Origin of the sequence: Streptomyces sp. CBMA123 (assembly GCF_014596465.1) — a bacterium.
Classification (GTDB): domain Bacteria; phylum Actinomycetota; class Actinomycetes; order Streptomycetales; family Streptomycetaceae; genus Kitasatospora.
The window spans coordinates 110,209-122,489 of record NZ_MECK01000445.1; the positions used below are offsets into that span (position 1 = coordinate 110,209).

Here is a 12,281-nt window from a genome sequence, read left to right on the forward strand (position 1 = left end):
TCGGTGGGATGGGGTCAGTTCAGTTTGCTTGCTTGTCGGGTGGGCCGGTTCGCCTTGTAGCTGGCTGACTGCGCGTGTGCTGCGTACTGGTTGGCGAACTCCGTCTTGTAGCCCGGGTGGAGGTTCTGCAGGTTGTTGACGAAGTCCACGGGGTTGCCCTGGGGGCCCATGACCGTCGCCCAGTTACCAAGTACCTGGAACCGGCCGGGGATCTGGTGCAGCGAATCCGTCGCGCTGAGCTGGGCGAGGAACGCGTCGAGGATTCCCGCCTGGTGCATCTGGCCGCACAGTGCGACCTGATCGTTCGCCGGGTAGTAGGAGAACAGCAGCGGCCGACTGGGCACCAGCTCCATCGCGGGAGTGCCGAGCCCGGCCAGGAGCTGGTGCCGGTCCCCCGGCGGACAGGCCAGGATCATGTCCCATTGCAGGAGCGGCTTGTCGACGAAGGCGTCCTGGGCTGCTTGCGTGTGTCCCGCGCCGATCAGCGGCACCAGGCAGTGCTCGAGCCACAGGCGGGCGTCGGCTCCCAGCACGTGGTCCAGGAAGGCGATCCGGTCGGCGTGCGGCAGCATGGCCAGGAACGCCGCCTTGTCCTGCGGCGTCCGAATGGCGTAGAGGTGTGGATAGGCAATCATGATCGCCCGTTCGAGCCCGGGGCGGACGACCGCCAGCACCTCGCCGCGGTACTGGTCGGTCCGCCCCGCCAGGCTCGTCACCAGGTGCTGGGCCTGTTGGGGCGTGTCCGGCATCTGCTGGTAGCCCTGCTGCTCCTGCGGGGTGAGTGCGGCGACCGGCAGCGGGATCTGGGCCGCCCAACTGCCGTGTTGGTCGGGTTGGCCGGCGTGCCGACCGACCCACTGCATGGCGATCTTGCTGGGGACGACGGTCGCGAGGTCGAGCGGGTTGCCGGGCCCGCGCTCGTAGCTGACCTGAGTGGTCAGGTCGACCGTGTAGCCGTACTCCACCAGGTCCTTGACCGGGGTTTCCGCCTGCGCGGACATCGCCGAGTTGACCTGGGCGGGTCCCGGCGCGAGGTTGAGCGGGTTGGTTCCCGGTCCGCCGAGCCGACCGTTCCACAAGTGCATGCGCACGGCGTTGTAGTGCGCGTTCGCTGGCATCTTCCCGCCCAACTGCAGACCGTCCTTGACCAGTGCCATCCAGCCGATCGGGTTGCCGGCTGTCGTGGGCTGGTTGTGGCCGTCCTCCAGCGGCGTACCGTGCAGGCCGGTGACTGTGACCGTGCCGGCACGGTTGCCGTCCGCGACGAACTGGGGATCGTCGCCGTACATGGTCGCCCCCTGTTTGTCCGTCTGCGCCCATCGCTGCACCACCGGCACGGCGGCGGAGCCGGACGGGGTCCCGGTGCTCGGCTCCGTGTCCAGCGGGCGGCGCTGCACGGGCTCGCGCATCACCCGAACGGCGTTGGCCTCGGCCTCATGCTCGAAGCGGTCGGACGGGTCGGAGACCCGCAGCCCGGCCCCGTTGTCGGCACCCGCGACAGGGCCCCGGCGCTGCTGGAGGACGTGGGTGAGCTCGTGGGCCAGGGTGTGCCGGTCGCCGCCGCCCGCCCCGATGACGACGTGGTTCCCGGATGTGTAAGCGCGGGCGCCGACCTCGGCGGCGGAGGCCTGGGCGGCGCTGTCGTCGTGGACCCGCACGGCCGTGAAGTCGGCGCCCATCCGGCCCTCCATCTCGGACCGGACGGCGGCCTCCAGCGGCCGGCCGGGCGTGCTCAGGACGTCGTGGACGGCCGAGCGCTGCACCGCCGCGCCGGCCCGCCCGGCCGGGCCCGCCGCCTGACGGAGCATCTGGACGACGGCTCGGTTCCCGACGGTCGCCTGCAGCGCCATCAGGTCCGGCCCCAGGCCCCGGCCGCCGGTGCGCGGCGTGCGGACCGGCGTACCGGTGCGTCCGGAGGCCTGGGCCCTGGTGTCTTCTCGGGCGTGCAAGGGGGCATGCAAGGGGGCTTCTTCCCGCAGTGGAACAGCGACCCTTCCTGCATACGCGTTCGACGCCCGGCACGCCAGAGCCCGCAGAGCAGACCCAGGTGCCCCGCCGGGCACCCGTACGGGCACCCCGCAAGCTTGTGATTTATCCACTCGTCTTCGTCGGTGGAACAGGTGATCGAGGTGATCTTCCTACGGAAGACTGTGTGGGTGACGCTTCCTGCTCCGCTTGCCACTGCTGAGGAGATCCATGATCACCTCATTGATCAGCTCAACCTCGCCCTGCGCCGACCCGGGATGTACGGGGGCGAGATGGCTCTCCGGATCCTGCTTGACCACCTGCTGTTCATCGAGCGCCAGCCCGAGGCGTGGAGCGAGCTGAAGCAGGTTTGGGAAGAGCAGGGGCTCTGGACTCCCATCGGTCCCAGCGGGGCGTTCCAGGATGTCTTCCCCGCGCAGGCTGACTGCTGCGAAGTCGCCTCGGTATACGCGGAGTTCGCGCAGCGACGCGGCTGGCTCAAGCCCGATCGGGTTCTCACAGCTGAGGAGTACGAGGCCCTCACAGGCCGAGTCCGGGGGTGGGCCGCAGTTGACCGCACCTGGACCGACGTGACGGTGGAGTTCGGCCCTTCGTCTGTGCTGTTCGGAGGGAACAACCCTCTGTACGGGAAGACACTCGGCTACTTGTCGGAGAATCCGCAGCACCCGATGGTGGTCTTCCACTTGTGGAACGGCAATGAACCGGGAGCCGAACCGTGGCCGCCCAAGCATGAGCAACCGCTGCTCCTCGCAGTGCGTTTCGGTGGCGGCTCGTTCCGCGCATCGTTGATCTTCACCCCCGAGGGCGATCGGAGAAAGCCGACGGCCCAGGACCCTTGCCTGCCGCAGTAGTGGTCCGACGGCGAGCGCAGGTCACCCACATGAGGATTTCCAGGACAGCGGACCGACCCCCGCATGATTCTGGACCTCCACGAGGTTCAGGACCCGACGCGAAGGCCGTGCTGGTGAGCGTGGTGGAACAGGGCGTTGCAGTGCGAGCCGTTCGCGGAACTGTCACGCTTCCGAGGTGCCTTCTACGACTGCCTGACCGGTCCGTGTGACGCGCTGTTCGAGCTCACCGACGCAGTGCCGTGCACCGACGGCCCGGTGAAGACCCTGGTCGGCCTGGCGCTGGCTCCCGAACACCGGCGTGGGCAAGGTGCCCTCTACGGCGCGCTGAACAGGGGCCGCCTGGACGTCGAGCGGCTGCGGGCCGAGTTGGCCGGCCTGCCGCTGCCCCGCGCCGCCGACGGCCGCCTGGTGCTGGCGGTGGACGTCTCGCCGTGACTGCGGCCCGGCGACGACCTCGCCGCCGTCAGCGCCGCCCGGCTGCGGGACCTGGTCGAGCGCCTGGTCGCCGCCGGCGTCTCATGCCGGCACCTGCGCCGCGACCGCATCCTCGACGAGGCCCGCCACACCGGCGATCCGGTCCACCTCATGCACCTGTTCGCCGTCTCAGCCAGCACCGCCGTCGCCTACACCCGCGCCGCCCACCCCGAACGCTTCGCCATCGACCCCGCTCAGCCGTAGACCCCCATGCCTTGGCAGGACAACCCGGCGCCGGCGAGCATCCCGGTAACCGTGCACTTCCTGGTCTGCGCGATCAGCCCCGTGACCAGGGCGGCAAAGGTCGTGAACGTCGGTGTGGTGAAGCAGCCCCGCAGCAACTGCAACACGGCGAGCAGCGAAGCAGGTACGGTCGGATCCGGAAGCATCGGCGGGTCCCTCCCCGGAGGAGACGTAAGCACCGCCGATGCTTCTCTGCTATCCCCTGTCTGTGCGGCCAGATGACGCCACATCACCCGCCCGAGCGACCCCAACAGCGATCAACGAAAATCGAAAGTCGAGTGAGTAACATCGCCACGTAATCGAACGAAGGGGGACGAGGACATGGGCGACACCGCCACCCGGATCGGGGTCTACCTGGCGCACCCGCGGCCGGGGAGCCTCAACCGCGCGCTGTACGACGCCGTGGTGGCCGAACTGCTCGGACGCGGCTGTGATGTCCGGGCCCACGACCTGTACGCAGAGGGCTTCCCACCGTTGCTCACCGCCGAGGAGACCGGCACGGTCGCGGCCGCGGACGAGTCCGCCGACCCGCAACTCGCCCTGCACCGGGCCGAAGTGGCTGGCCTCGACGCCCTCGTCCTGATCCACCCCAACTGGTGGGGCATGCCGCCAGCCGTCCTCACCGGCTGGGCCCGGCCGCCGACGCACGCCGCGCCGCGTGCCAGGCCGCGCTGACCGGAACCCCCGCCGACGACACCGTCGTCGTCCTCTCCGCTCTCAGGAACCCGGCCAGCAACGACGCGGCCGAGCAACTCGCCGGGCAGTGGCTCGCCGCCGTGAACGGCGACGCCGAGTCCTCGTTCGCCTCGGCGGCCGCCGCCAACCCCCGCCAGGCCGTTCTTGCGCTCGCTCTCGCCGGGTGCGAGCTGCGGATGACCGGCACCCCGGCCGCCGCGGACCGGCCCTACCTCGGATGGCTGATCGAGCACGCCGCCTACGAGGCGACCGCTACGGAGCTGCGCCTGTTGGAAGACGACCCCGCCTTTACGGCGTAAAGATCTGGAGACGTGATGACCACCCCCGACACCTTCCTCCCGATCCCGCCAAACACCGGCCGGGTGACGCGCATCATCGTGGCCGTCAACGAGTCCAGGCTCAGTGAAGACCACCTCGGTCAGCGCCCTCGCCGCGATCGCCGCCAGCGAAGGACTGCTGACCCTGGCAATCGAGGCGGACAGCTAGCGCGACCTCGCCCACATCCTGGGCTACGACGACCCGGACGCCGACGAGAACATCGGCACACTCTGGGACGTGGTCGACGGCCTCGCCACCCTGGACGAGGTACTCGTTCCCGCCCGACGGGGCGAGGGCGGTCCGGCCATCCCCGGACTCTGGCTCGTGCCCGGATCGCGCAAGCTCAAGGAACTGGACGACAAGCTCTCAGGCGCGATGCTCCGAGAGCTGTGGTTCAACCGACTGCTGCCCGCCGTCATGGGCCGCTTCGACGTGATCTTCATCGACTGCCCCGGCGACCTGAAGCTCACCACCAAGGGCGCCCTGCTGGCCGACAAGGACAAGGTCGAAGTCATGGCCTGCGTGAAGTCACAGGAGAAGGAAGCACGCGCCCTCACCGAGCTGGAGTCCCGCTCGCCGAGATGAACAAGGCCTTCGGCGCGCTCGGCATCAACCTCGGGATCGACTGGATCGTGATAGGAGAGTCCGTCTCCCACGAAAGCCAGGGCAAGGTCTACAGCGACTCGGAGAACCAGCTGCGCGAGGCCTACGGCGAACTCGTGCTGCGCCCCTCGGTCCGGCGCAGCACGAAGGTCGCCGAGGCGTACTCCGCGCAGACCGCCCTCCCGCTGTATGCGCCGGCCAGCGCGCCGGCGATCGAGTACCAGGGCATCGCTGCCGGCATGGGCCTCACCAAGGAGACCTTTACGGCGTAAAGACCCAGAAACGCGAAAGGGCCCGCCTCCGACGAATCGTCGGAGGCGGGCCCTTTCAGTGGGGCTAACGGGTGTGACCAGGCCAGCGTTCAGCCAGGTCCGTGTCGCCCTGGGGGTCGTAGTTAGAGATGATCCGCCAGGCCGTGGCGCACAGGTCGCGGGTGTACCGCTCGCCGGTGGTGGCGTAGCCGCCGTGTGCGGCGAACTGCTCGTTGAGATAGGTCCACAAGGCGGGGCGGTTGCCGTCGAAGAACATCAGCAGGTAGTGGCCGAAGTAGGCGATGGCGGCGGGGTTCTCGGCCTTGCGCAGCTGGGTGATGCCGCTCTGCACCTTGCTGAGGATGTACTCCAGGCTGGGGACGTCGGGGTCGCCTGGCCCGTAGATCCGCTCAGCACCGTTGTCGACGGTAGCCCAGAAGGCGGCGTCGTCCCGACCCGGCAGCATGGCGAGCAACCGCGTGAGGTGCCGGAAGTCGGGGTCGGTGGCGAAGGCGTCGTTCAACTGGGGGTTCCCCTCCGTGGTTGTCATGATGCGCACCGTACGGGCCCCGGCCACACATTGGGGCCCATACGTGGGATGTTCGGAGTTCATTCAGGCCATTCCGACTTCCAGGGGCGACTTCTCCCCGCTCGTGACTGCGGCCCAGTTGTCAGGCCGGAAGGGCCGCACGGTCCAGGCCGATCGCGTAGCTGACAGCAGCGAGGGTGGCGTCCCAGTCACCGCCGTGGTAAACGGCACGGTCGTCGATGTAGCAGGCCGCACCGAGCTTGGTGCTGGTCACGAGCACCGGCCCGCGGGTCGTCCAGTAGGCCCTGCCCTCCGAAGGGTCAACAAAGGCCTCCAGCCCGCTGTACCAGGTGACCCAGTCAGCGATCTCCGGCAACCAGCGCTCGGGCCTGGCGGTGAACTTATGGGGGTCTTTCAGTTCTGTCCGTTGTCCGCCGTGCAGGTACTCACCCTGGTTCCCTGCTTGTCACTGATCAGCGGCACACTGCGCACATGAGTACTGATCCACATGCCGTCCGGATGACCCTCGATCTGACCTGGGTCGAATCCATGGGTGGTCCTCTGATCGCGTCCCGGTGTCCGCGCTGCAGTACTGGGATGGCTGCACTGAGGACGGCATGATCATCGGTGACAGCGACCAGCCAGACGACTACGACCGCGCCTGCAGCGTCGAGGGCCTGGCCGAGGTGATCGGCCTGCGCAGCCGCAGCGACGTCTCCGCGCTGGTCCTGGGCGACGAGCCCGCCACCACCTGCTACCTGCCCGAGCAGAGGGCCTTCATGCGCTGGCTCGCCGCCGACTCCGACGCCGAGCTGCTCGCCGCTGCCGAAACGGCGCTGAACGACCCGGCGACGCCGTGGGAGGAGTGCGGTCTGTGGGAGACCGACGGACCGGCGATCCTCATGGACTCCGCCGAGGCCGGCAAGAACCTCGGCGTGCCATACCCGGATGGCAGAGGCGAGCCGGACCAAGCCCCCGTCCACCTGCCCGCAGGGCGCTGGAGAGTCCGCGCGTTCCAGAAGACCGGCGACTCCCCTTGGATCAGCGTGGTTCAGCTCCTTCTACAAGTCGACGGCCAGTCGACAACGGCTCCTTGACTCGCACGCCGGTCCTCACGGGTTCGACCTGCGTGCGGTCCGGAAGTCCTGGTACTCGTCGCAGACGATGCCGTCGTTGACCCAGCGTTGCGGGTCTGCGGCGAGTTCACGCTCGGACAGATGCAGGGCCTCCTCGGGGGTGGGCAGGACAGCGAGGTCCCGCCCCCAGGTCTCGTCCTCGGGGTCCAGGGACGGGAACTCGGTGATGTCGAGGAAGGCGTCGGTGCCGACGTCTTCGACCTCGCTCAGGTAGATGGTGATGCCCGCACGGCCGGGGCTGAGGGCGATCCAGCGGAGCCCGGGCCGGCCGTCGATTTCGATGGCGCCGAGGAACTGCTCGATCTGCTTCCCGCGTTGGAGGGCGCTGAGGGCGAAGGCGGGGGTGAGGTGCCGCATGTCAGCTCCTCTGATGGGTGCTGGTCGGACAGGCGTCCCGGACGGTCAGCCTGAAAGGATTTGTCGAGCCTTCACCAGACGCTCTCGATGGTCTTCGATCCAGCCTGCGGGCGGGGACATGGGCAGGCTGACCGTCACCTGCGAGGACGGGTCATCGCTGATCGACACCCCGATCGCCCTCGGGCTGAGCGGCTTGATCTTCAGCTGGACCGTCCGGCCGGAGTTCAGCCATGAGACGAACCTGTTCCCGGCAAGGCTGTCGAGAGCCTCTTCCCACTTGTCGAGGTCGAAGGCCGAGATCCCCACCCGGAAGTTGCCAGTGACGGTCTCCGTCGACACGACGAACTCACAGTCCAGGAACCCACTGCCCGGATCCGGTCGCTGCAGCACCCGCAACGCGACGACATGACCGCTCGTCCCAGGCGGGTCGGCAAGGTAGATCAGATCGTCCAGTGCGTCGTCCATCACAGCCCTCTCACTCGATCTCGAACAAGGACATCATTCCGGACGACACCGACACGCCCAGGGCGCTCTCATCAGTACCTGTTTCTAAGCCTCGGTGACGACAGCATCGGGCCGTCCAGTGTCGGAGCCCGGGCCTAGCATCTGCTCATGAACCCTGAGCTCCTGTCTGCGGTCAGGACCGCACTCCCATCCGGTCGGATGATCACGTCAGATGAAGGCGATGGAGACGTCCAAGCCCTCTGGCCGAGTGACGGACCGGCCTCCGCGGATCTCTGGGTACGGCTGCATGCCGAGCGCACCCGCACGGGCCTGTGGCCGCTACTTCTTGATTCCAGGAACCCTCACGACAGCGAGTTCAGGCCCTGGGGAGCCGGTGAGCTCTTCCCAGAACGAATGTCCTCCCCAGAGACCCACGACCCTGCCGAGCTCCTCGGGAACTGGTGGAAGGACTACACCGTCATTGACGAGGACGATGACATGCTGTCGCCGGAGGAGCGCCTGGCCGTCACCGCCCCCTTCGGGCAGGTCTGGCCGGGACTCGCCCCGTCTCTCCGACCGACCATGGACCCCGAGACCACAACCGTCGGCTACGCGCGGCACTTCGTCGCTCGTCGGCCGCAGTCCCGGCTGGGACTCGTCCCTGCCAGCTCGGGAGCCCACGCGCTCACCGCCGCTGGCTGGGACGGGCCGGTCAACTACGACAACGACACCGCCAAGTTCTCCGCCGTCGTGGCCGACTGGGAACGGCGCTTCGGCGCACGCGTCGTCGCGGTCGGCTCCGCCACCCTCCACCTGAGCGTCGCCGCACCCCCGACAACGACAGAGGACGCTCTCCTCGTGGCTGCCGAGCACTTCGCGTTCTGCCCTGACAACATCTGGCAAGGCCACCGCCCGTGCACGCTGACCGCGTACACCGAGCGGCTCATCGATTGCCACAGCTGGGACTTCTGGTGGGACTGACCCACCGCACTGGCGATCGTCAGCTGGAACCTCACACCGCTGGCCAACCGGGCCGGAGCACCAGGTGACTGCCTTCGAGGTCATGGGAGGCCTTCAGCTGTGTCCGATGTCCGCGTTGTGGAGGCGGCGTTCGGTGAGGCTGGTCACCCCGCTCAGCGCCTGCAGCTTGTCCTCCAGGGCGGCCTTGTCGACGGTCAGCTGGCGGATCGCTTCGGCGTAGACGCGGACCAGCTTGCGCAGGTCACTGTTCTCCCGGCGCAGACGGTCGGCCTCGTCGTCGGACCGGGTTCCGGCTTTCAGGACCGTGGCCGGGCGGTGCCGGCCAGCGAGCTGGGATTTGAACCAGGCGATCGGTTGCGGGTAGTTCCGGTAGAAGGTCGCGTGGGGGACGCCGAGCCGCTTCTCGACGCCGGTGACGGTGGCGCGCCGACCGCAAGCCTCGCTCTCGGCGAGTTCGGATTCCATCGCGGCCCGGACCTGCTCGTCGGTGGGCAGGTGGTGGCTCACGGTGTCTCCGTCTTGGTGTCCGGACCGGTGACGGCGGTTGCGGTGAGGAAGTCGGCGAGCTCCTGCCGGCGGGTCTGGAGGCGGTGCCGGACGAACGGCGCCAGTTGGTCCGCGCGGGCGAGTTCCCGGTCGTGGGCTTCCAGGGCCGCTCGCAGGTGGGCGGTGTTCTCGGCGGACAGGGCGACGTTGCGGCACCGTAGGGGCTGGCAGTCCGGCAGTGATGGGCCGGCCTGGCCGTCGTCCCGGCGGCACAGGGCCCGGTCGGGATTGTGGACGCAGGGGACGTACCGGCCCGGGTAGATGTGGGGGTCGTGGCGGGTCATGTGGCGTTGGAGCCGCTTGGCGTCGTTGATGACCTTGCCCTGGAACTGGACATGCCGCTCGAACTCGGCGAGACGGCTTTCCGCCTCGGCCGCGGCTGGTCCGGTGAGGCGGTGGAACTCGTCGCTGGTGATCAGGTCGCCGAGTTTCTCGCCGCGGGCGATTGCCTCCTCGGACTCGACCTCGTCGCGGAACCCGGAGTCGGAGGTACCGGCGTAGCCCTCGAACATCTGCACACGCAGGTGCCGGTACTGCAGGGCGCCGGCGATGACGCCGCCGGGGCGGCGGGCGATGAATCAGGCCAGGGTGCGCCTTCTCTCCGCAGAGGCCGTGTGCGGATGACTTCGTGTTGTGATTGAACAGCGGGAGCCCTCATCGAGGGGTTTGCCACGTTCGTTGTCACTGGTGTTGCATTCCGCGCTCCTCGGTGTGATGCAAGTCACTCCGAGTATCAGATCTGGCTGCGTTCATGATTCGGCGCGCTGCTGCGACGCCTTGGGCATAGCAGACTCGGTGGAAGGGGGCCACCGATGCCCGGCATCGTGAAGCTTGCTCAGGGCGGCATGGTCGTTGCTCACCAGCACCTGCGCCAGCCGTGCTGCTTCGGCCACGACATCGGGCCAACCTGGCGATTGAAGGTAGACCTCGTCGCTGGCATCGGCACCAACCGCGCCCTGCACCCTGCCGTAGGCAGCGCCGAGACGCGCCATCAGCGACACCTCCTCGTCGGTGCGAAGACTCTGCCCCAGCCAGGGCAGCGGATCATCCGCATTGCAGAAGTCGTCGAAGAGGACGTGCACCACGTAGTCGAGATTCTCGAACTGTTCAGGGTCAAGCCAGACCTCCCGTTGCCACGTCGGGCTTGCAAGCGCCATGACTGCCGGAACGACGTGTAGGCGGTAGTAAGGCAGGGCGATGCCGTGATCAATCACGGGTCGAGGGTACTGACTTCGTGACATTCCCCTCGTAGCGTGGAGTCGTGACCAGAGGGGAAGTTGAGGGTCATGGCGGGGAAGAGGCGCTCTTGCGACGCGGAGTTCCGCGCGGGTGCGGTGCGCATAGTGACGGAGACCGGGAAGTCGGCCGCGGAGGTCGCGCGGGACCTGGGCGTGCAGCCGAGCACGCTGCAGAACTGGGTCCACCGCGCCCGGACCCGGGCGGACGCGGAGGCGGCGGGAGGCTTGAGCGAGTCCGAGCGCGATGAGCTGCGCCGGCTGCGGGATGAGAACGCCCGGCAGCGCAAGGAGATCGCCGAGCTCGGGATGGAGCGCGATGTCCTCAAGCGATCGGTGGTCCTGTGGGTGAAGGAGGCGACGAAGTGACGGTTGCGGGCTTCATCGCTGACCAGAGGACCGAGCACGGCGTCCCGCACACGACCGCCTGCCGGGCCCTTGGAGTGTCCGCGTCCTGGTTCTACAAGTGGCGCCGGCGCCCGGCTGAGCCGACGGCCCGCGAGGTCCGGCGGGCTGAACTGACCGACCGGATAAGGTACTTCTTCGCCGCGTCCGGCAGTACCTACGGCTCGCCCAGGATCACCCTGTACCTGTGGGCGGAGGGCTGGCAGGTCTCGGAGAACACCGTCGCCAAGATCATGGCCGAGCTCGCGCTCCAGGGCCGCAAGCCCCCGCGCCGACGCCGGTCACTGACTCGCCAGGGCAGACGCAAAGCGGCCCGCGACCTGGTCAATCGACACTTCGACGCGGTGGCGCCGAACGTTCTGTGGGTGGGCGACATGACCGAGATCGACACCGGCGAGGGCAAGCTCTACCTGGCCACGGTGATCGACCTGTTCTCGCGTCGGCTCCTCGGCTACGCGATGGGTGCCCACCACGACGCCGCCCTGGTCGGCGCCTCGCTCACGATGGCAGCGGCCACCCGTGGTGGCCGGGTGGACGGCGTGATCTTCCCGAGTACAGCAGCCAGGCCTACAACGAGCTGTGCGACCGCCTCGGCGTGGTCCAGTCGATGGGCCGGGTCGGGTCGGCGCTGGACAACGCCGCCGCCGAGAGCTTCCACTCCACGATCAAGGTCGAATACATCCACCGGCAGCGCTTCGCTATCCGCGCAGAGGCCCGCTTGAAGATCGCGACCTGGATCGCCGACTTCTACAACACCCGTCGCCGACACAGCGCGGCCGGCGGACTACCGCCCGTGGAGTTCGAACGGATCATCAGCAAGGCGCGAACCGAGGCTCATCAGGGGGCCCAGGCCGCTTAGCCAGGACTCCACGATTACTGGGGATTGACACGCACAAGCAGCACCCGGCCCTGGGCACCATCCCCCTGCCCGAGCAGTCCCTTGTCCCGGCCCTGCGCCAACTCGCCTCCGCCGGCGCCCACTAGGAACACCCGGGCCCGGCCACACCCGCGCCGGGCCCGAAACACCCGGTCCCCGCCTCGGGGCTAGGGCGTGTTGTGAAAGTGCTTGCTGTGGGTATCGGGGTGAGCAGAGCGATAACCATTGATCAATCGCGACCGGGCTTCATACCATCTCCTGATGGGACATGACGACCTTCCGACTCTTGAACTCGCGTTTCCCGGTCCGGAACGTGACCGTGGCGTCGCGGCAATCCTGAGCGGTCAGA

Annotated in this window: 19 protein-coding genes and 1 pseudogene; 11 read left to right on the forward strand and 9 right to left on the reverse strand. The window is 68.2% G+C overall.

The window, feature by feature from the left end; all coding sequences use genetic code 11:
- Positions 1 to 14 precede the first annotated feature (14 nt).
- The gene (locus BG452_RS46300) at positions 15 to 1,949 is read right to left on the reverse strand and encodes a DUF4157 domain-containing protein (RefSeq protein WP_411293061.1); all 1,935 of its coding nucleotides are present in this window, start codon (positions 1,947 to 1,949) and stop codon (positions 15 to 17) included.
- 162 nt (positions 1,950 to 2,111) lie between these two features.
- On the opposite strand from BG452_RS46300, the gene BG452_RS33495 reads away from it, so the two are divergent.
- Positions 2,112 to 2,837: a hypothetical protein gene (locus tag BG452_RS33495; RefSeq protein WP_317621349.1), complete on the forward strand. Its 726-nt coding sequence runs from the start codon at positions 2,112 to 2,114 to the stop codon at positions 2,835 to 2,837.
- A gap of 110 nt (positions 2,838 to 2,947) precedes the next feature.
- Positions 2,948 to 3,269 (forward strand): annotated as a pseudogene (locus tag BG452_RS33500) (transposase); the annotation flags it as partial.
- Positions 3,270 to 3,505: 236 nt separating this feature from the next.
- On the opposite strand, the gene BG452_RS33510 reads toward BG452_RS33500, so the two are convergent.
- Positions 3,506 to 3,700 carry a hypothetical protein gene (locus BG452_RS33510; RefSeq protein ID WP_188308107.1) on the reverse strand — a complete coding sequence of 65 codons (195 nt, stop codon included), beginning with the start codon at positions 3,698 to 3,700 and terminating at the stop codon, positions 3,506 to 3,508.
- 175 nt (positions 3,701 to 3,875) lie between these two features.
- Here BG452_RS33510 and BG452_RS33515 point away from each other — a divergent pair, with 175 nt between their 5' ends.
- The 4 genes from BG452_RS33515 (at position 3,876) to BG452_RS33530 (ending at position 5,443) form a co-directional block, all read left to right on the forward strand.
- Entirely contained in the window at positions 3,876 to 4,229 is a 354-nt protein-coding gene (locus BG452_RS33515; RefSeq protein ID WP_188308108.1) for an NAD(P)H-dependent oxidoreductase, read from the forward strand.
- A complete protein-coding gene (locus BG452_RS33520; RefSeq protein ID WP_188308109.1) occupies positions 4,151 to 4,549 on the forward strand; it encodes a hypothetical protein in 399 nt (132 codons plus the stop codon). The genes BG452_RS33515 and BG452_RS33520 overlap by 79 nt, the downstream gene beginning before the upstream one ends.
- A gap of 256 nt (positions 4,550 to 4,805) precedes the next feature.
- Positions 4,806 to 5,153 (forward strand): ParA family protein, encoded by a 348-nt coding sequence (locus BG452_RS33525; protein WP_188308110.1) that lies wholly within the window; start codon positions 4,806 to 4,808, stop codon positions 5,151 to 5,153.
- Positions 5,150 to 5,443, forward strand: coding sequence for a ParA family protein (locus BG452_RS33530; protein WP_188308111.1), 294 nt, complete (start codon positions 5,150 to 5,152; stop codon positions 5,441 to 5,443). Before BG452_RS33525 ends, BG452_RS33530 begins: the two co-directional genes overlap by 4 nt.
- A gap of 64 nt (positions 5,444 to 5,507) precedes the next feature.
- On the opposite strand, the gene BG452_RS33535 is transcribed toward BG452_RS33530, so the two are convergent.
- Together BG452_RS33535 and BG452_RS33540 are read right to left on the reverse strand one after the other, a co-directional pair.
- Entirely contained in the window at positions 5,508 to 5,972 is a 465-nt protein-coding gene (locus BG452_RS33535) for a hypothetical protein (protein ID WP_188308112.1), read from the reverse strand.
- A gap of 121 nt (positions 5,973 to 6,093) precedes the next feature.
- Positions 6,094 to 6,327, reverse strand: coding sequence for a hypothetical protein (locus tag BG452_RS33540; protein ID WP_188308113.1), 234 nt, complete (start codon positions 6,325 to 6,327; stop codon positions 6,094 to 6,096).
- 199 nt (positions 6,328 to 6,526) lie between these two features.
- Here BG452_RS33540 and BG452_RS33545 point away from each other — a divergent pair, with 199 nt between their 5' ends.
- Positions 6,527 to 7,048 carry an Imm21 family immunity protein gene (locus BG452_RS33545; protein WP_317621350.1) on the forward strand — a complete coding sequence of 174 codons (522 nt, stop codon included), beginning with the start codon at positions 6,527 to 6,529 and terminating at the stop codon, positions 7,046 to 7,048.
- 15 nt (positions 7,049 to 7,063) lie between these two features.
- On the opposite strand, the gene BG452_RS33550 is transcribed toward BG452_RS33545, so the two are convergent.
- The gene (locus BG452_RS33550; protein WP_188308114.1) at positions 7,064 to 7,444 is read right to left on the reverse strand and encodes a hypothetical protein; all 381 of its coding nucleotides are present in this window, start codon (positions 7,442 to 7,444) and stop codon (positions 7,064 to 7,066) included.
- A gap of 45 nt (positions 7,445 to 7,489) precedes the next feature.
- A complete protein-coding gene (locus BG452_RS33555; protein ID WP_188308115.1) occupies positions 7,490 to 7,909 on the reverse strand; it encodes a DUF5959 family protein in 420 nt (139 codons plus the stop codon).
- 393 nt (positions 7,910 to 8,302) lie between these two features.
- Between BG452_RS33555 and BG452_RS33560 the strand changes: the two genes are divergently transcribed.
- Positions 8,303 to 8,869, forward strand: coding sequence for a DUF4253 domain-containing protein (locus tag BG452_RS33560; RefSeq protein WP_223243095.1), 567 nt, complete (start codon positions 8,303 to 8,305; stop codon positions 8,867 to 8,869).
- 93 nt (positions 8,870 to 8,962) lie between these two features.
- On the opposite strand, the gene BG452_RS33565 is transcribed toward BG452_RS33560, so the two are convergent.
- From BG452_RS33565 to BG452_RS33575, 3 genes are all read right to left on the reverse strand, one after another.
- A complete protein-coding gene (locus BG452_RS33565) occupies positions 8,963 to 9,376 on the reverse strand; it encodes a hypothetical protein (protein WP_188308117.1) in 414 nt (137 codons plus the stop codon).
- Entirely contained in the window at positions 9,373 to 9,927 is a 555-nt protein-coding gene (locus BG452_RS33570; protein ID WP_188308118.1) for a hypothetical protein, read from the reverse strand. Before BG452_RS33570 ends, BG452_RS33565 begins: the two co-directional genes overlap by 4 nt.
- A gap of 237 nt (positions 9,928 to 10,164) precedes the next feature.
- Positions 10,165 to 10,629: an SCO4402 family protein gene (locus tag BG452_RS33575; RefSeq protein ID WP_317621351.1), complete on the reverse strand. Its 465-nt coding sequence runs from the start codon at positions 10,627 to 10,629 to the stop codon at positions 10,165 to 10,167.
- Positions 10,630 to 10,758: 129 nt separating this feature from the next.
- Here BG452_RS33575 and BG452_RS33580 point away from each other — a divergent pair, with 129 nt between their 5' ends.
- The 3 genes from BG452_RS33580 to BG452_RS46305 are packed head-to-tail and all read left to right on the forward strand — an operon-like array spanning position 10,759 to position 11,914.
- A complete protein-coding gene (locus BG452_RS33580) occupies positions 10,759 to 11,019 on the forward strand; it encodes a transposase (RefSeq protein WP_317621352.1) in 261 nt (86 codons plus the stop codon).
- On the forward strand, positions 11,016 to 11,777 hold the full coding sequence (locus BG452_RS33585; protein WP_317621353.1) for an IS3 family transposase: 762 nt from the start codon (positions 11,016 to 11,018) through the stop codon (positions 11,775 to 11,777). The genes BG452_RS33580 and BG452_RS33585 overlap by 4 nt, the downstream gene beginning before the upstream one ends.
- Positions 11,663 to 11,914 carry an integrase core domain-containing protein gene (locus BG452_RS46305; protein ID WP_223243096.1) on the forward strand — a complete coding sequence of 84 codons (252 nt, stop codon included), beginning with the start codon at positions 11,663 to 11,665 and terminating at the stop codon, positions 11,912 to 11,914. The genes BG452_RS33585 and BG452_RS46305 overlap by 115 nt, the downstream gene beginning before the upstream one ends.
- The last annotated feature ends 367 nt before the right edge of the window (positions 11,915 to 12,281 follow it).